Raw genomic sequence first — 17,367 nt, forward strand, 5'->3', positions numbered from 1 at the left:
CTATCCCCTCCGTCTATTTCTTCCGCCTACTGGCAGCAACTTTACAAATGGTTCGATCCGCTCAATGATCCGAGCTGCCTTCTTCTCATCCTGAGATCCCTTGGCATTAGCAAAATGTTTGGACAACTCTTGTATCGTTAGATTGGATGTGTAGATGGTCGGCAACCGCTCCATACGTCTCTGGAGAACCGGACCAATAACTTCATCCCTTACCCAACCACTCATCGACTCTGCCCCAATATCATCCATGATAAGCACTGGTACCGTTCTGAGAGCATCCAGTTTCTTTGCTACGCTCTCTTTGGAGCCAATGGCATCTTTGACCTCTTCGATGAAATCGGGAACGTACACCATAAGGACATCCACTTCACATTTAGCTAACTCCTGTGCGATAGCTCCAGCAAAACGGCTCTTACCGACTCCCATTGGGCCGTACAAATACAATCCCTGTACCGTTTCTTTGGGAACAAATTCACTACAAAACTTCACCGCTCCCGCAATAGCTGCCATCCTGGGAGCATCAGGCTCAATGTCATCAAAGGTGGCGTTCAAAATGTGTTCCGGGATGAAATGGCTTTTAATCCGTTGTCCTATACCCTGCTGCCGCTCGTGAGACTTTAGTAAATCGCATTTCCTGAGTCGGAACACTAACTCGTCCGTTTTATCAGGGTTAGGCTCTTCGACGCTCCTATGCCCCTTCTGGACGTTCTGACAGCCTATTAGACCGGGGCACTTAGCGCACGCATCACATTGAGCCAAATGTTCGGACACATCCCTGTACCGTCTTGGGCTTGTTAGGTCTCCTGAGCGATCAGGATAAGCCTCTCTGAGCCGTTTGACTTCGGGATGGATATTAATCTGCTGAATAGCTGCCTGCTGCCTTTCTTCAAACCTTGGGGGAATTAGCGCTTTGAGTTCCTCCTGAAAGCTGCCCATGTACTCACACTCCTTGCTTTGACCTTAGATTAGCAAGCAACTCTTTTAAATCATCTGCGGTCACGTTTGATACCGTTTCAATCGGCGCATCTGGTACGGTAGTCGCTATTTGCATTTCGGCTGTGTTTGATTTTTCGCGTTTGGCATGCAACGAATATACAACCGTTGCACAGTAACTCAGGTTTCGTATCTGATCCCATTTGTTCTTGGGTTTAAAATTGTCAAACGATTGGTCAATACCATCGATAACTGTTTGGAGCGGAATCCTCTCAGCTATGAACTGTTTAACCGCAACTTCATCGTTTAAGGTTATCTCCAGTCCCTTACCTCTTCTCAGGAGATAACGAGCTGCCACTTGATTACGATATTCGGTTTGGGAAACCTCCCGATCAGAGTCAGAATCTGCTTCGGGATTAGGAACAGAATCCGGGTTTCCCTTGTACGGTTCAAATACCGAATCGGAATCAGTTAAACAACAACCAACTTTAATACTGTCTTTAAACATGTCTTTAGAGGTGCCTTCAGCCTTACTCCCGCAAGGGATTGAAGCCTCTTCGACTTCCACTTTTCGTAACTCGCCAGTTACACTTTTCGTAACTTCGGAGTTACACTTTTCGTAACTTTCAGGCAATTCATCTTCTTTTTGTGTTACACTTTTCGTAACTTTGGTTTTGCTCAAATTAAGTGAAATAAGTTCGGAAAATTTGTCTCTATCCCACTCTTTCACGAGACTGACTCGCCATTCATCATAGTTTTTATTAAGCGAATAAACTTGATTTCCGTCCCACATGATTACTTTGCATTGTTGCAGGTAGACAATTTCTTTCTTCGCGTCCTGTATACGCACTCCACATAGTTCAAAATGCTTTAGGAGGGGTATAACAGCCTCTTTCTTTTGGCAGCCATAAGATAGCCTTAGAACGAGTTTGAGAATCTTCTGCTGTCGCTCGGTGAACTTTCTGCTGATGATCTCATCCCATATCTCATTAGCTATGCCGATATATCCGTTACCTAACTGGGGACTTGCCACTCACCTCACCCCGGAACTTCTGATTTCTATCTTCTTGCACTTGCTGGATTGTCGTACTCAGCGAGCAGAACCTTCAGGCTGTATTTTAAAGAGTTTATAACTTGATCATTACTTTCCACTGCATTGTGCCAGCGAACCTTATCTGCCTCGGCGTCAGCCTCCTGGATACGAAGCTTAATGATAGCCAGTTCCGCATGCTGCGCTTTATCTTTACCAGCAGCCAGGTACGCCTCGGCATAGACCCGCTTACGTTCGGCATAAATGCGTTTATAGTCTCTCACCGCCTCCGCAGCTCTCCGGCCTAACAAAACTTGTACCTCGGTCAAATACTCGATCTTTCGCGCCAGTGTAGCCGGGTAATCGTGACTGCACTGTTCTGCTAAACTGTATAGTTCGCCTAGCGTATATTGTTTTTGTAGAGACAATGCAGTCACTCCTACTTAAATTTTTTAATAATCATCACCGTAATAGGTATCTACTTCATCCTCATCAACAACAACCTTCGCGCCTGTAGCGAAAATTTGGAACATTAACTTATCAAAGTCATAAAACGATGTCATGATCTCATTGTTTTTGGATAATTCATGACTATCAATTTTGGAATTGTAGACATGACCTTCTTTATCTAAGTGAAGTTGATATTTATAATTGTATTTCGATCTGCTAGAGCGCCATGATTCTGTACCGTCACTTTCAGGATCAAGGTAAATGTGTTTGTAACCGTAATCGTTATCTTCAAGAATGAAGCCTATTTTTTCGCCATCTTTATCGCGATCCTCGTTCTCATCCTTTTTCATAGCCTCAACTAACTCAGATAACTTGTATTCTGACTTGACGCCAACGAGCATTTTTTCCATATTTTCTTTTATTTTTTGGACACCCTGAATGTGAAGCGCTGTTTCCAATTGAGACTTTACTTCATTCAGAACCATGAGGTTGTATCCGCCAATTCCGAGTTTGCTCATATCAATTTCCAGTTGTTCTTTTACTTGGTTTTCCAACTCTTTACGGAAATCTCCATAGGAGCCAAAGTAATCTTCAACGACTTTTTTGATAGTAGTCTCCAATTGCTTTTTAATAACTTCTTCTACAAACCCATCCTTTTGGATAGTCTCCATAGCGTCATTTACCAGGTTATTTAAATTCATATTTTCATCCCCTATTTTCAAAATTGGAATTGCATGGTATACTGCCGTTGAATTCTTTTTTAAATGATCGTGTTGGTAGCACGATTAACCTAAGGACTCATTTGATACTGTTGTTGCGGTAGACTCTTCTGCAATAGTAGTTACAAAAGAGTCCTTCTTCATTTGGATCAGGAATTTTCTGTGCATCGGTAATCATGATTTCTTATTCCGATCAATGTTTCGAGTGATTATCGCGTGCTGCAATGGCTTGTGTGACCAGATACGTGCCAAGTCATCCAGAGTCATAAATTTGTTTCCCATCGGTTTCAACTCCTATCAGATCAGATGTAGTCTTCCGGACGAAATCCCTTAATGAAATCAACTGCATCATCAAAGTCGATACGCCGTACATGGCTGTATTTTGCTACTTCAAATCGTTCTTTCAACTTACTCCAGATCATCCGGCGGTATCGACCGACCAAGTCTTTGAATTTCTCATCTGACTCCTTGTATCGGTCCTTCGTTAATGAATTCGACTTCTTGCGAACAAGAGACTGGAGTTGGTAGCACTCCGCATCCGTCAGCGTTACGCTGTCCCGGACCTCCTGAACCATCATCTGGACCTCTCCAACCTTTTCGACCACATCCTCTTGCATCTGTCTGATGCCATCCACCAAACCGCGAATAGCCATACCTTGTGCTTCAGTTAACTGCATCTGTCTTTCTACAACCGATAAGAAGTCAGGCTGATTAGGATTCATCAATGTCATTTGGATTTACCACCTTTCTTGAATTAATTGCTGGACGCATCTGGTCAATGAAGGATTGAAGCATATCAAGACCTTCTGACAACCGCTTTTTCTCACTGGTGCTTGCACCCGAGACTGCCCCAAGCATGAATGATGTTATACCAACCTTTTGAAGGAACTGCTTAACATGAATGCTGATTTGAATAGTGTTACTGTCAGCTTCAAAGCGAAGTTTTTTCATCTGAGCTGCCGCTTGTTGGTCATCAAAGTCATCAGGCTGCTGGAGCTTCATTGTCTCCAACTCTTCTTTCGTCCGCTGATAACCCGCTTTCAGCTCTTCTATCTTCAGACGCTCAGCTTCCACATCGTCCTGAAGCTTGCCCTTCCAGTATTGGTCACGCTCTTCAATCTTCTTAGCAGATTCCTGAGCTTTCTGTTGGAGAACAACTTCTGTTTCTTCATCTCGTCGCTCTACCGCCGCTGCTACTGCTTCGTCCACCTGATCGGCTGGAATCGCGCCCTTGTACCGCCGCTGAAGTTCTTCCTTCTCCTGCTCGGCTTGATTAGCCCGAGTCTCAGCCTCTCGCAAAGCAGCTTCAAGTCGTTCTTTTGTCTCCACATACGCTTTGTGTGTAGATATGATCCCTTCATCAAGTTGCTGGATGATTTCTGGTGTCGCGTTTTCCATGATGTACTTCGCTTTATCGTAATTTCTGCCTGATCCAAACCCTGCTTGATCAGCAACTATGTCACGAACCTGTCCGGCAGGCTGCTCAGGAACATTTTCCTTGCCTGCGGCCATTCGTTCCTTTGCCTTGATCCGTTCGATTTCCTCCAACCGTTTAGCCCACTCGACTCGCTCTGAGAAGGTAAATTCTTTTCGATGCTCGTTTTCTGAAATTTCCAGTCGGAGTTGATGTTCAAAATCGCTGATTTCCATTACTCGGACTACAACCTCTTTACGTCCTAGGTACTGATGAGCACGCAAGCGACGCTCTCCTGCAATTAACTGATAATCTGGTGTTACTACTATAGGATTGATAAGTCCGTTATGATCAATGTCTTGCGCCAGTTCTTCGATGCCGCCGAAGTCTTTCCGAATTCGATCGCTGACTTTAATTTGGTTAATGTCTATGAGCAAAATAAGACCCCTTTCAGCTTTCTTTTTTGTAACTAGCAGCCCGCTGTGCAGCTCTCCATGCCTCCAAATCAGAGAGACGGAACTTGATTACAGGCCTTCTGGAACCTGATGTCCCATAACGTTCATGTGGAATGCTTCCTTCTTGACACATACGGTATATCAGTTTTTCAGAGATCCCTATGTGTGCTGCCGTCTCTGCTACGTCCAGAGTTTTATCACTCACTCCAGCAAACTCTGCTCTGAGTCGATTTTCTGCAATAGTTACATGCTCGGATATCATTGAACGAATTGCATCCTCAAGAGCAACTAAAGGATTATCCATATCACATTTCCTTTCTATGAAAGTGTGCTATACTTAGCAGCAAACTCAGACACGGTTTTTCACCAGTTCATCAACTGTGCAATCAAGAGCACTGGAAAGCTTAAGCAAAGTTTCTGCATATGGACCTTGTTTTTTCTTCCCAATGTTGTAAAGTGCCGATACTGTTACGCCACTTTCTTTCGAAAGACGGTAAATAGTCCATCCCTTCGCTTCGATTAACCTCTGTATGTTTACTTCGATTGTTTGACCCATTCCACTCACCTCCTGAACACATATTATAACTCTATTGTGTTATATTCAACCTGTATCATAACCCAATAGAGCAATAAAATCCCCTTTTCTCTCCCTATTGCTTCTAATCGCTTGACTTATCTCCCTTTTATGTTCTATTATAACTTTATAGAGTTATAACTAATAAGAGATATACTTTTAGGAGGCATTTAAGTGGATTTAGCAGATAAAATCTTAGAATTGATGAGTGAACAAGGAATTACTAAATACCGACTCTCTAAAGAAACTGGTGTCTCCTACACAGGTCTTACTAAAATCCTTTCCAAACAAACCAAACACCCACAAGTTGACTCACTTCAATCGATTGCAAATTTTTTCAATAAGCCACTTGATTACTTTTCAGAACAAGAAAACGAACACCAAGCTCCTGAATGGGCCACCGCCAAAGATCTTTCTGACATTAAAAAGATTCTCGAAGAGGATCAGCCCGTCTTGTTTGATGGGGTGCCAATTACAGATGAAAACCGTCAAAGAGCAATGGACATTCTAACCGGGCTACTTTGGGAAGCGAAAGAGCTAAATAAGAAAACTTATGGACGCAAGAAAAAGGCAGCCCCTAAAGACGAAGAGTAGGTGACCGGTTTGGATGACATCATTCGCAAGCTCGTTCGCAGATTCAAGACCAACGATCCTTTTGTAATAGCTAAAGGACTTAACATAATAATCCAACATGCGGAATTCGGACCCGGCACGAGAGGTTTGTACTACAGACGGTTACGAAGGCGGTTCATAGTTATACATAACGGCTTGCCTGAAGAATGGCAGCGTGTAGTGTGTGCTCATGAACTTGGACACGATCGACTTCATTCGGGCTTAAGTCAATTCTGGATTGATGAGCATACTTTCTTCAATACAGGCAAATTCGAACGACAGGCAAATATTTTTGCTGTAAAACTGTTAACCCAACTCACTGAGCGCGAGCCAGGAGAAACAGAAGAAACATACCTCTTGAGATGCGGCATACCGAAACAGCTTCATAACTTAGAAATGTAACTTTGCGCTTTCCAGCCGCAAGGCTGTTTACCATAGACAAAAACAGAACTGGTGTTCGTCAGGAGGGATTTATGTGGCAAAAGGAAGCATAGAAAAAAGAGGGAAAAACACATGGCGTCTTACGGTTGACTTAGGTATAAACGGGGACGGCAGTCGGAATCGTCCTCGTAAATCAATTATGATTGAGGATGAAGTCTTGTTAAGAACAAAGAAACGGTTGAATGATCACCTTAATAATGAGCTGGCTAAATTTAAAATTGAAGTAGAAGCAGGAGCATATATCGCACCAGAAAAAACAAAATTCATTGACTTCATTGAAGAATGGCGAGAAAAGTATGCTAGTAACCCCAACAACCTTTCTCTAACTACATTAACTGTATACGAGAATGTCATTGAATCTCGATTAATACCTGCATTTAAGAATGATCGTATAGATCAACTTACCACTTTAAAACTTGTGTCTTTTTTTCACGATCTAGAAAAACCGGGAACAAGGAAGCCTTCCAGTAGCAAGAAACCCCTAAGTGAAAAACAAAAGGCAAAACAACTTGAACCACTTGATGCCAGTACACTAGCACACATCCATCGCGTACTAAAGAATATATTTTCCCGAGCAGTCGAGTGGAAAATAATAAAAGAAAACCCGATGGACGGAGTAAAAAAACCAACCGCAAAAAACGCAAAAGAGAAACTAATTGAGCAACGGGAAAATCCCCAATATTTCGATGAAATGGAGGCCCAAGAAGTTGTTGATGCCTTGTATAAAGAAACAAGAAAATGGCGGCTTTTAATATTAGGATCAATGTTAGGAGGATTCAGACGTGGTGAACTTAACGGATTAGAATGGCCAGAAGTTCTATTTGACAATAACACGATAAGAATTGAAAACAACATACCTCTCACCTTGAAGGGGAAAGCTGTCGAAAAAGGACCGAAGTCTTTAGCTTCATTTAGAGATGTAGACATGCCAGATTGGTATATGAATGAGTTGAAAATTTATAAACAGGAGTGGCTAAAAGAAAAAGAGTTTTTAGAAGACAAGTGGCTTGGTGCTGATCGGCAATATGTTTTCCATAATGGCACAGGAACCCCCTACTATTACCAACATCCTTCAAAATGGTGGAAACGATTTTGTGATAGGCATAGTCTGCGGTACATTAAATTCCATGGCTTACGACACAGTGCCGGAACCTTACTACTTGAAGACGAGGATGAAGCTAATTATGATTCGATACTTATCGCTATTCAGAGGCGCTTAGGTCATGCCAGACTTTCCACAACATCAGACACGTATGTGCACGTCACTAAAAAGGTAAAGACTCGAGTAGCAGGAAAGTTAAATAAATTCGATCCTTCAGGTTTACGCAAATGAAATTCCGTCCCCAGTTCGTCCCCAAAGCCATTATTTCGCCCCTCTATCAGAACATAAGAAAATAAAAAAGCCCTTGCTACACAAGGACTTTTGCGTATGATCTGTAGTGGGCTCGAACCACTGACCCCTACCCTGTCAAGATAGTGCTCTCCCAGCTGAGCTAACAGATCATGATATCTAGTTGTTGTCCAATCAAGTAACAGTATCATACCAAGTAACCGTGTTCATTGTCAATCGTTATATTGGTAATATTTTATTCGAATTGGTGCACAATAAAGGAAAGATTACCATTTTGATGACGAGGTGACTTCCATATGAGGAACATGAAAGAACGTAAACTGCGTTTATTTATCACAGCCAAAAACATAGCCTGTCTGATTGCGCTTGTTGCATTAATATACGTTTCTGTCGGTTGCAGTTTAGAACGGGATGAACACACCGTACAATTCCAACAGTTGAAAGTACCCCATGAGGTTAATGATGACCTGCCTGTTTGGATGGATGTGTATTCCAAGTCTGTTGTGCATGACGTTTACTCCCCACAAGGCAATGTTGAAGTCTTACCCTGAGAAACATTATGTCGCATTTCACTCATCTTCGTCCCACTTTTTGGAATAAGCCTTTTTGGTCACATAATACAACAAAGCTATCATTCCGGCCGACATCAAAAGGGTGATTGCCATCACTCCAGCCATACCCATGGTTCGAACCCCCTCTCCCAGTATGTTCCAGTCTTAACTATACAGTAAAAGCATTTTTTTGTATAATTCAGTCTGATAGCGTAGAGCAGAAAGAAGGTATGGAATTGGCAGCTGAGATTAGTTATGTAACGACTGAAGAACAACTCCAGAAAGCACTGGATATTCGCAATAACGTTTTTGTAATCGAGCAGCAAGTGCCTGCTGACATTGAGATTGATCAATATGATATCATCAGTCCGGATGTGCATCACGTGTTGTTGAGTAAAGATGGACAGGCAGTAGCCACGGGGCGTCTGATCTATTACACCAAGGATACCGCCAAAATGCAGCGCATCGCTGTACTCAAATCGCATCGTGCGTTCGGTTATGGACGTGTGCTGCTGTTAGCCATGGAAGAACGGGCACGTGAATTGGGATTGGCCTATTCTGTTTTGGACGCACAATGCCAGGCGCAGAAGTTCTATGAGAAGCTCGGATATGAAGTGATCTCGGAAGAGCCTTTTTATGATGCAGACATTCTGCATGTTCGTATGCAAAAGAGCCTGTAAATAACCTTTGCGTGCGAGATAAAGCTATGTGGTGCATACTTTTTTTTGATCCGGACAGGCTAAAGAGGTAACCAGATTCCTATTTGGCCAGATAAGGAGAGTGTGACATCATGGATCAAACGACACGCGAAAGCTTCACAGCAGTACAAAAAAATGGAGACGGCGATCTGACGGCGTTCCAAACTTCATCCGGGCGTGTGCTGGATTACCAACAGGCACTGGCTGAAGTAAAAGCGGGAGCAATTGCAGGTGTGAACGTCTTTAAAGGCAAAGACGGCGAAATGTACATTCGCGGTGACGCAGACGGCGACCCAACCAATAACCTGGATCAACTTCCTATCTTCTAATAGATGTACACTGATTAACAAGGCGCCAATCCGGCATTCCGGGTTGGCGTTTTTACGTTTTAATATTCGGTAAAATATTTCACGGCATCGCCAGCAGGCTGGCTTTTGCGAATGGGTTGTGGTTCCTGCTCCCATGCTTGCAGAATGAGTATACCTTCCAACGTAGACTTGTTCTCCCACACAATATGCTGCCTGCGCTCAAGCTCCAGCAGTGACTCATGAATGAACGCCTTGCTTCTTCCCGTCTTATTCTCCAGCTCATCCATCCGTGGCACTCGGCGGCGCTGGCCCGCATAATTAACAATTATACGCAAAATTTTGCGTTCAAAATCGTTCAGCATATATCTTCCTTCCCTTCCTTATGGAGTACGGGACGCCATGCCAGAATACCTTGTTCCAGAAAAGTTCTTGGTGAACCCTCTTTTCCTGCGGATGCTCTAATCTTTCCTTCGCGTACACTGTTGATTCGAATCTGCCGCTGCGTAATATGCCCTGCACGATCCATGTAGACGAGTTCCACCATCTGACCAATATATTTTCCTAGCATAATCATCCCTCCAATAAGAACATGTGTTTGTTTTATTATTATATGCGAACATAAGTTCTTTATTCAATAACTAAAAAAAGGATTTTCTTGAAATTAAAAAAACCAGACTCACTCCCTTCATAGGGAAGTCTGGTTCCTGTCCTGCTTGCTATGCAATCTCAACGTCGATCCGATTCCATGAATTGTACCTTTTTCAACTGCTGGGTAGACGGGTTAAAATCAACATTTACAAATACAGCAAATTGTTTACCGTCTTTGTTACGAACCCATAACTTGAACTGTTCACGAGATTGGTCTGCTGTTAGTGAGGTGCGGCCGATGTGTTTGTAATCCAAAATATCCACGTTGTACTTGGTTTGTGTTTCTTTCACTGCAATAATTCCCCATTTCGCATAATCCGGAATCGCAGTTGCTGAACTGGTTGATAATCCACTTAAACTTAGTATCACCGTCATCAGGGCTACGATGAGCATTCTCATATCATTCACTCCTCGGGACAATGTTTACGTTAGCCTGCCCTGTAGAAGTTTATTTTACACTAGTAGACGAATGATAAACGCAATCGGTTGCAGGAGCGATTGAACTGTACTTATCGCCATCTTATACCGTTCAATTGGTGAATTGAAGCTTATCCCCCAGTCACCCTCCAATAAAAAATTTCGCAGAGGTGGATCTTCCTGCTTTTCCAAACCGTACTTTTCTGCAAGCTCATCTTTTCTTTGTTGATCCAACTCACTCGGATAATCTGCATATGCTCCCGTAACATCGCTACATCCAAAAACGACAAGCAGTAGGACACCCCATCCCACCATAATCCAACGTTTGCGCACGCTCAGCTTCTCCTTCATTTAAATCAGATAATGACAACTATACTTAACTTCATTCGTCCTGATTGTACATAAATAACACGGGATTGGAAATAACAAATGTAGACTCATTACATACGTCTTAAGCCTTATTTGCAAAATTATGGGTTTAGCGTATTCAATAAACGTGTAATAGGCCATGCAAGCATCACTTCATTATTCTGAGCAATCATTTCGAGGAGGTTACACCTGATGTTCAAACGTATGGATGAAATCGCAATTGAAATCCCCAATGTCGAGAGACCGGACCCGAATGCAGCGGCAGCAATACAAGAATTGCTGGGTGGTAAATTCGGAGAGATGTCAACGTTGAACAACTACCTCTATCAATCCTTTAATTTTCGTTCCAAAGAAAAATTGAAACCCTTCTACGATCTGGTGATGAGTATCACCGCCGAAGAATTGGGTCATGTGGAGCTTGTGTCTCACGGCATTAACAAATGCCTCAGAGGTTCCACCGAATACAAAGAGCCTGACGATACACCGCTTGGTTCCGTGAAGGATGCACGTCTGTCCTATCATTTCCTGGCTGGCGCACAGGGAGCAATGCCTTTCGACTCCATGGGCAATCCCTGGACAGGAGCCAACGTCTTCAACAGTGGGAATTTGGTCGAAGATTTGCTGCATAACTTTTTCCTTGAATGCGGAGCACGTACACATAAAATGAAAGTTTACGAAATGACCGATCACCCCGCAGCTCGGGCAGTTGTTGGCTATTTGTTGGTACGCGGTGGCGTACATGTGGTCGCTTATGCTAAGGCGCTTGAAATCGCAACCGGAGTGAATGTAACCAAATTGGTGCCGATTCCATCCCTGAGCAACAAATCCTTTAACGAAGCGTGGAAATACGAAGAAAAAGGCCTACACACCAAGCTGTATACTTATAGTGATAAAGACTTTACTGCGATCAGTCAGATCTGGAAAGGGACACACCCCGAAGATGGACAAGCGCTGGAAGTCATTCAAGGCGTACCTGAAGGGTACCCGATCCCGGAAGCTCCTGCGGTGGAAGAGGAATTCGCACCGGGCATTTCGCAGGAAGACTTTCAGGAAATTGCACGTCGTCTGAAGATGGCGGGAAATATTGCGGAATAAGGTAGCATTATGTAGTGGATGTATTAGTTGTTCTTGATTGGGCTTGAAATGGATTAAGCCCTCAAATCTTGCTGCTTCAGTGGGCAGGATCGAGGGCTTTTATTGATGTATTAAAACATGGATTTAATGCTGTTGATGAACTTTTGCCCTGTGTTTGGCTCTGTCAGTGTAATGTCCCACATTACAATATTGGTCACCGCATTTGAATCATCGTTAAATACTTTTATAGTCAATGCATTAACCCCTTTTAACGGAATTCGAAAAGAGTCAGGATGGTTCTCCCCGCTGTTCGCTGATACAACCAGGGAATAAATTTCGGTTCCATCAGCGATAAAGCTTACTGTAATACTCTCATTGCTCGCTGTGCGGAAAATATCGTCCGGTATAGCGAAATAACCTGTCATATTTTTGTATTTTCCATTTAAGAGATATGAAAACACATCCGTTTTTTGTTTCTCTCTACTATACAGATTGATTTGAGGCTCGACATTTGTCTGCCCTACTGTAAAACCGGAGAGTTCTTCATCCCATGTAACAGCCCCATCACTCGAAGCAAGTTCATTCAGTGCAACACTTTTTCCGTCAACGTTATCTAAATAATGATTGAGACCACCAACTACAGATATCGTAACCATTGAGAAAATAATCGCTGTCAGGAAGATTCGAATAAGTCCTTTTAATGTATTCCGCTGATGCATTACTACCCGCTGTGCACCATATCCCACGGCAGCCCCTAAAGTATTAATCAGGATATCGTCTATATCAAACGCACCTAAACGCGAAATCATTTGTACCGTCTCTATCATCGTAATACATAGAATGAATAGGCTGATAAAGCGAATAAACCCACAGCGAAAGAGGAGCGGAATGACCATCCCGAAGGGGATGAAGGCTATAAAGTTCCCCATTTCAAAAAACCAAATCTTAAAATCCCTCCCCATCGGAAAATGTAAAGGAATTCCTTGAGGGGTTAAGCTGTATCGTAAACCCTGATCAAGACTGGACGAGCTTCTATCGAAGCCCAAGAATAAGAAATACAATGTTAAACAAGTATACAACGATAACAATACAATGATGAATTTTCTTGACTTTCCTTGATACAAAATCAAAATCACACCTTCTTTTTTCAATAAACTTCTACATCATCAAATCATTCCCACACTACAATCTGCAGAAATTTCCTCGACTTGAATGGCGGTCTGCACAGTCTGAACTTTTCTGAATCACAAAATGAAAAATACGCTTCTTAAATTGTAAATTGCTTGTTATCGTATTTTATTCAGTAGTGGTACTACAACCTCATCCAATTCCTCAAGCATCTCACTTTTAGTAGGATTATTCAAAATTCTTTCCAAATCATCCTTCAATACTATTAGATATCGGGAAGGCAATCTACTGATTAAACCACTGATCATAAAATATTCCCATTGTGGATCTTTAGTTTTAAATACATTTTGAATATGAGGAATAAGTTCTTCTCCAAATCTCAAAAGTAAATCTTCTACGGACTTGGCAATGGGCCAATTTCCATCTTGCAACCATTCCATAAGCTCAGGAATGATATCTCGCAACTCTTCATTACCTAATTCACTTAACTTACGCACCGCTTCGAAATCATGCTTCTCGCGGGGAAGCCATTCTCTAACATCCATGCTCATCACCTCTTGTCATCCGACGATGAAATCCAGCATTCCTACTTCTGCTCCTCTGCCGGCTCGATATCTTCTATTTTCACTTCAATCTGATCCTGAGTATCCGTGGTTGACATGGCATCTCGCATACGAATAGTCCATATTCCTGTCTTCTGATCAAAATCAACATTCTCAATTACAGGAATACGTACTTGCTCTCCGTCTGACGAGTACAATCCAGCCCGGATGGCATCCTCCTCACTCCTATGAGCACCATCTGGGGTGGCCGGGCAAGATACAGCAATCGTTTCCGCTCTGGCTTGTCCAGGGTAAGGCTGGTTTTCGGGGCTGCCATCCGTCCAAATCTCAACATAGGAGCCGATCTTAGGATTAGGCGCATTGGAGAACCATTTGGCCGGATAATACCGATCCGATCCCCCATTGGCACTGAAATTTTCATATGCAGGGTTAACAACAAGTATGGAATTCTCCTTGCGGTCAACCACATAACCAACGAAGCCTTCTGCTCTTTGTGCATTCGCCTGGACATGTGTCTCACATTCGTTTTGCCCCGTAACCGTACAACCTGTAAGACATAATATCAAGGTCAAGCACGAACTAAGCAGCAGACGAAGATTCCACATATGTAAAGCCCCCTGTTAATTCCTTATTCTCTTTTTGACGTTGCCTATAGGGTGATTGTTGCATGCAACGTACGATTAACATCCCTTTTATGATGTCAAATAAATCACCTTGATTTATTGCTCTTGTACCAGTACCTTCCCCATACAATCAATATCACACATAACAAAAGTGCACAGTATCCCCAGGTGAAAAACAAAGCCAGTCCCAATCCAATGTTGGCTCCTATATATCCCCCGCGTAACTCCGTATATAATGCATACCCCAATGGTACGCTACCTGCAACAAAAAGTCCGATTAACCATCCGCCCCAACGTTTAAAATTAGATCCCTCTCTATCCTTGGAAATCTTTTGGATACCTTGAGCCAGTAGAATCAACATTAAAATCAATATTAGCCAGGTTATGAAAATGTACAACATAGCTTTTCTCTCCTCTCCTTCAAATTCCCCTTATTTTCGTACAAAGGTTTTCCGCCTGTTTGTCCCCGCTTTCGATATACTGATCACATTCGAACTATATTGATAATGATTAACATCATCCAAAGAGTAGCCTATGCGGGAGAAACCATAACGATGGACGCAACACGCAAGCTCGGTACCCTTATACTCATGATTACCCTGATTGGTGCGCTGTTATCAGCCTGCGACAGCAAAGCAGAGCCACACCATCTTCCAAGATTGTCGCGATGGGCAATATGGTCGGACAATGATGACACTGGGCATTCGGCCTGTTGGCGCAGAACTCACCATCATCCGTCATCAAATCGTGTACCGGAACCAATTGCAGTACATTCAAGATGTGGGTGTAATCAACAACGCTTCCGTTATTGCAGGTTTGGAGCCTGACCTTATTGTCTATGAGCACCGTTCGGACGCGATGAGAGAGTTGCTTGAGCAGGTGGCGCCCACACGTACTATCAATCCGGCCAGCAATACCGCCGAGCAGCTGCGCTGTATTGCGAAAAATGTGGGTGAAGAACAGAAAGCGGAACAATGGATTGTCCACGCCTCTGTTCGTACACACACGTATACGACAAACGCCAAATGGAACTTCGATGACCCGATCACAAGAGATCGTTTACTCAAAGTCATGCCACGTATTTTAAAACATCCACTGACTTAGATGTGTGATACTCTTCTCTCGCCAGCAGGCACAACGTGATATTAAAAAGTAAAAAAAGACGCCTTCGCTTACTCAAGATAATGAGTAGATGAAGGCGTTAATTTTTAATTTATATACAGCTTCCTTATATTACGTTCACAAACTCTCTGTTACGTTCAGGCACCAAACTGTGCATAATGCAGACGACTGTATACTCCACCTGCTTCAAGCAATTCTTCGTGTCTGCCCTGCTCTGTAATCCCTTGCTCGGCAACAACAATAATGCGATCCGCATTTTTGATCGTAGCCAATCTGTGGGCAATAACCAGGGTAGTCCGTCCTTCGGACAATTCCGCAAGGGATTGCTGGATCGCTGCTTCGGTCTCAGTATCCAGTGCAGATGTAGCTTCATCCAAAATTAGAATCGGAGGATTCTTCAGAAACATACGCGCAATGGACAAACGCTGTTTCTGTCCGCCGGACAGTTTCACACCACGTTCACCAATCAACGTGTCCATTCCTTCCGGCATAGAAGTGATCAGTGTCTCCATCTGAGCACGACGAGCGGCCATCCAGATTTCTTCCTCTGTTGCATCCAGCTTGCCATACGCAATATTCTCACGAACTGTCCCATCGAAGAGGAACACGTCCTGCTGCACAATTCCGATCTGACTGCGTAATGAATCCAGCGTCATGTCTTGAATCTCCTGACCATCGATCGTGATGCGACCTTCCAGCACATCATAGAAACGAGGCAGCAGACTGCACAGCGTTGTTTTTCCTGCACCGGATGGTCCAACAAGAGCCACTGTTTCGCCAGCGTGAATATTCAGATCAATCCCTTTCAGAACAGGCTCCTGATCCGAATAGCCAAAGGTCACCTGCTCATATCGGATATCTCCACGCAGATGAGAGACCGTAGTGGCACCCGGTCGATCTTCAACGTCCGGCTCCATATCGAGCAATTCCGTATAGCGTTTGAAACCTGCAATCCCTTTTGGATACGTCTCAATAACGGAGTTGATCTTCTGAATGGGTGTAAGAAACACATTGGACAGCATAATGAACGCAATAAATTGACCATAGCTCATACTTCCATTAATGACAAACCAAGTGCCGCAAACTAGTACAAAAAGGGATACCAGCTTCATCAGCATGTAACTGATGGAAGAGTTCCAAGCCATGATTTTGTACGCGATCAGTTTGGTCTGACGAAAGCGGCTATTGTTCACAGCGAATTGTGCTTTTTCATGCTCTTCATTAGCAAAAGCCTGAACCACGCGAATACCACTTACATTGTTTTCTACACGTGCGTTAAAATCCGCTATATCCCCAAACATTCGGCTAAATGCCTTGGACATCTTGCTGCCAAAATACAAGGATAGATAAATAATGAGCGGTACGATAATAAATGTTAATACGGCCAGATTTCCGTTGATGCTCATCATGATGCTGAATGCACCGATCAACGTCATCACTGCGATAAATACATCTTCCGGGCCATGATGGGCAATCTCGCCGATATCCATGAGGTCATTGGTCATACGAGAGACTAGGTGTCCGGTTTTGGTATTGTCGAAGAAACGAAATGACAGCTTCTGTACATGGTTAAAAAGTGCCTTACGCATATCGGTCTCGATATTAATACCAAGCTTATGTCCCCAGTATGTAACAACAAAGTTGAGGAACGAGTTTAATAGATAGATCGCGAGCAGCGCAAGACATGCCCATAATATCCAGTCCCAGCGTCCCCCCGGCAAAAGGTCATCCACGACTCTATTAACTGCCAGCGGGAAGGCCAGTTCCAGCAGAGCTACAAAAATCGCGCAGCTAAAGTCCAGAATGAACAGCTTTTTGTAAGGCCTGTAATAGGCAAAGAAACGGCGAAGCATGGACTGGAGTCCTCCTTATAGCAACCATACAACA

At 43.3% G+C, this 17,367-nt stretch carries 24 protein-coding genes and 1 tRNA gene; 8 read left to right on the forward strand and 17 right to left on the reverse strand.

The genetic code is table 11. The features are described 5' to 3' along the window. The 8 genes from dnaI to RS891_RS22225 all read right to left on the reverse strand — a co-directional run bounded on the left by dnaI (position 1) and on the right by RS891_RS22225 (position 5,557). Positions 1-936 (reverse strand): primosomal protein DnaI, encoded by a 936-nt coding sequence (dnaI, locus tag RS891_RS22190; protein ID WP_315793225.1) that lies wholly within the window; start codon positions 934-936, stop codon positions 1-3. Between the two features lie 4 nt (positions 937-940). Then, the gene (locus RS891_RS22195; RefSeq protein WP_315793226.1) at positions 941-1,966 is read right to left on the reverse strand and encodes a replication protein; all 1,026 of its coding nucleotides are present in this window, start codon (positions 1,964-1,966) and stop codon (positions 941-943) included. 26 nt (positions 1,967-1,992) lie between these two features. Then, entirely contained in the window at positions 1,993-2,400 is a 408-nt protein-coding gene (locus RS891_RS22200) for a hypothetical protein (RefSeq protein WP_315793227.1), read from the reverse strand. A gap of 15 nt (positions 2,401-2,415) precedes the next feature. After that, a complete protein-coding gene (locus RS891_RS22205) occupies positions 2,416-3,114 on the reverse strand; it encodes a hypothetical protein (protein WP_315793228.1) in 699 nt (232 codons plus the stop codon). A 320-nt stretch (positions 3,115-3,434) separates the two neighbouring features. Beyond that, entirely contained in the window at positions 3,435-3,863 is a 429-nt protein-coding gene (locus tag RS891_RS22210; protein WP_315793229.1) for an ORF6C domain-containing protein, read from the reverse strand. Continuing rightward, a complete protein-coding gene (locus RS891_RS22215; RefSeq protein WP_315793230.1) occupies positions 3,844-4,983 on the reverse strand; it encodes a ParB N-terminal domain-containing protein in 1,140 nt (379 codons plus the stop codon). The genes RS891_RS22210 and RS891_RS22215 overlap by 20 nt, the downstream gene beginning before the upstream one ends. A gap of 13 nt (positions 4,984-4,996) precedes the next feature. Next, a complete protein-coding gene (locus RS891_RS22220) occupies positions 4,997-5,305 on the reverse strand; it encodes a helix-turn-helix transcriptional regulator (RefSeq protein WP_315793231.1) in 309 nt (102 codons plus the stop codon). A 45-nt stretch (positions 5,306-5,350) separates the two neighbouring features. Further along, positions 5,351-5,557, reverse strand: coding sequence for a helix-turn-helix domain-containing protein (locus RS891_RS22225; RefSeq protein WP_315793232.1), 207 nt, complete (start codon positions 5,555-5,557; stop codon positions 5,351-5,353). Positions 5,558-5,749: 192 nt separating this feature from the next. On the opposite strand from RS891_RS22225, the gene RS891_RS22230 reads away from it, so the two are divergent. From RS891_RS22230 to RS891_RS22240, 3 genes are all read left to right on the forward strand, one after another. Further along, a complete protein-coding gene (locus RS891_RS22230) occupies positions 5,750-6,169 on the forward strand; it encodes a helix-turn-helix domain-containing protein (protein ID WP_315793233.1) in 420 nt (139 codons plus the stop codon). Further along, positions 6,170-6,589 carry an ImmA/IrrE family metallo-endopeptidase gene (locus tag RS891_RS22235; RefSeq protein ID WP_315793234.1) on the forward strand — a complete coding sequence of 140 codons (420 nt, stop codon included), beginning with the start codon at positions 6,170-6,172 and terminating at the stop codon, positions 6,587-6,589. A gap of 73 nt (positions 6,590-6,662) precedes the next feature. Continuing rightward, positions 6,663-7,961, forward strand: coding sequence for a tyrosine-type recombinase/integrase (locus tag RS891_RS22240; protein ID WP_315793235.1), 1,299 nt, complete (start codon positions 6,663-6,665; stop codon positions 7,959-7,961). Positions 7,962-8,058: 97 nt separating this feature from the next. Here RS891_RS22240 and RS891_RS22245 read toward each other — a convergent pair. Next, a tRNA-Val gene (locus RS891_RS22245) sits at positions 8,059-8,131 on the reverse strand. Between the two features lie 144 nt (positions 8,132-8,275). Here RS891_RS22245 and RS891_RS22250 point away from each other — a divergent pair. The 3 genes from RS891_RS22250 to RS891_RS22260 all read left to right on the forward strand — a co-directional run bounded on the left by RS891_RS22250 (position 8,276) and on the right by RS891_RS22260 (position 9,557). Next, the gene (locus tag RS891_RS22250) at positions 8,276-8,530 is read left to right on the forward strand and encodes a hypothetical protein (RefSeq protein ID WP_113053899.1); all 255 of its coding nucleotides are present in this window, start codon (positions 8,276-8,278) and stop codon (positions 8,528-8,530) included. Positions 8,531-8,766: 236 nt separating this feature from the next. After that, positions 8,767-9,210, forward strand: coding sequence for a GNAT family N-acetyltransferase (locus RS891_RS22255; protein WP_076288307.1), 444 nt, complete (start codon positions 8,767-8,769; stop codon positions 9,208-9,210). A 110-nt stretch (positions 9,211-9,320) separates the two neighbouring features. Next, entirely contained in the window at positions 9,321-9,557 is a 237-nt protein-coding gene (locus tag RS891_RS22260; protein ID WP_076288193.1) for a DUF3892 domain-containing protein, read from the forward strand. 59 nt (positions 9,558-9,616) lie between these two features. Here RS891_RS22260 and RS891_RS22265 read toward each other — a convergent pair whose 3' ends face one another. The 4 genes from RS891_RS22265 to RS891_RS22280 all read right to left on the reverse strand — a co-directional run bounded on the left by RS891_RS22265 (position 9,617) and on the right by RS891_RS22280 (position 10,934). Then, positions 9,617-9,898, reverse strand: a complete 282-nt coding sequence (locus RS891_RS22265) for a hypothetical protein (protein ID WP_079349571.1) — start codon at positions 9,896-9,898, stop codon at positions 9,617-9,619. After that, the gene (locus RS891_RS22270; protein WP_113053898.1) at positions 9,892-10,104 is read right to left on the reverse strand and encodes a hypothetical protein; all 213 of its coding nucleotides are present in this window, start codon (positions 10,102-10,104) and stop codon (positions 9,892-9,894) included. Before RS891_RS22270 ends, RS891_RS22265 begins: the two co-directional genes overlap by 7 nt. 158 nt (positions 10,105-10,262) lie before the next feature. Beyond that, a complete protein-coding gene (locus RS891_RS22275; RefSeq protein ID WP_113053897.1) occupies positions 10,263-10,583 on the reverse strand; it encodes a DUF3889 domain-containing protein in 321 nt (106 codons plus the stop codon). A gap of 54 nt (positions 10,584-10,637) precedes the next feature. Next, positions 10,638-10,934, reverse strand: a complete 297-nt coding sequence (locus RS891_RS22280) for a hypothetical protein (protein ID WP_113053896.1) — start codon at positions 10,932-10,934, stop codon at positions 10,638-10,640. A gap of 228 nt (positions 10,935-11,162) precedes the next feature. Between RS891_RS22280 and RS891_RS22285 the strand changes: the two genes are divergently transcribed. Further along, complete coding sequence (locus RS891_RS22285) at positions 11,163-12,065, forward strand: manganese catalase family protein (RefSeq protein ID WP_113053895.1); 903 nt, start codon at positions 11,163-11,165, stop codon at positions 12,063-12,065. A 110-nt stretch (positions 12,066-12,175) separates the two neighbouring features. Here the strand turns inward: RS891_RS22285 and RS891_RS22290 are convergent, their stop codons facing one another. From RS891_RS22290 to RS891_RS22300, 3 genes are all read right to left on the reverse strand, one after another. Next, positions 12,176-13,195: a VanZ family protein gene (locus tag RS891_RS22290; RefSeq protein WP_315793236.1), complete on the reverse strand. Its 1,020-nt coding sequence runs from the start codon at positions 13,193-13,195 to the stop codon at positions 12,176-12,178. 135 nt (positions 13,196-13,330) lie between these two features. Further along, positions 13,331-13,717 carry a DUF5071 domain-containing protein gene (locus RS891_RS22295; protein WP_315793237.1) on the reverse strand — a complete coding sequence of 129 codons (387 nt, stop codon included), beginning with the start codon at positions 13,715-13,717 and terminating at the stop codon, positions 13,331-13,333. A 41-nt stretch (positions 13,718-13,758) separates the two neighbouring features. Then, positions 13,759-14,340, reverse strand: a complete 582-nt coding sequence (locus RS891_RS22300; RefSeq protein WP_315793238.1) for a DUF3221 domain-containing protein — start codon at positions 14,338-14,340, stop codon at positions 13,759-13,761. A gap of 705 nt (positions 14,341-15,045) precedes the next feature. Here RS891_RS22300 and RS891_RS22305 point away from each other — a divergent pair. Continuing rightward, a complete protein-coding gene (locus tag RS891_RS22305; protein ID WP_315793239.1) occupies positions 15,046-15,462 on the forward strand; it encodes a TroA family protein in 417 nt (138 codons plus the stop codon). Between the two features lie 155 nt (positions 15,463-15,617). Here RS891_RS22305 and RS891_RS22310 read toward each other — a convergent pair whose 3' ends face one another. Continuing rightward, positions 15,618-17,333 (reverse strand): ABC transporter ATP-binding protein, encoded by a 1,716-nt coding sequence (locus RS891_RS22310; RefSeq protein ID WP_315793240.1) that lies wholly within the window; start codon positions 17,331-17,333, stop codon positions 15,618-15,620. Positions 17,334-17,367: the final 34 nt, after the last annotated feature.

Origin of the sequence: Paenibacillus sp. BIC5C1 (genome assembly GCF_032399705.1) — a bacterium.
GTDB classification, from domain to species: Bacteria; Bacillota; Bacilli; order Paenibacillales; family Paenibacillaceae; genus Paenibacillus; species Paenibacillus taichungensis_A.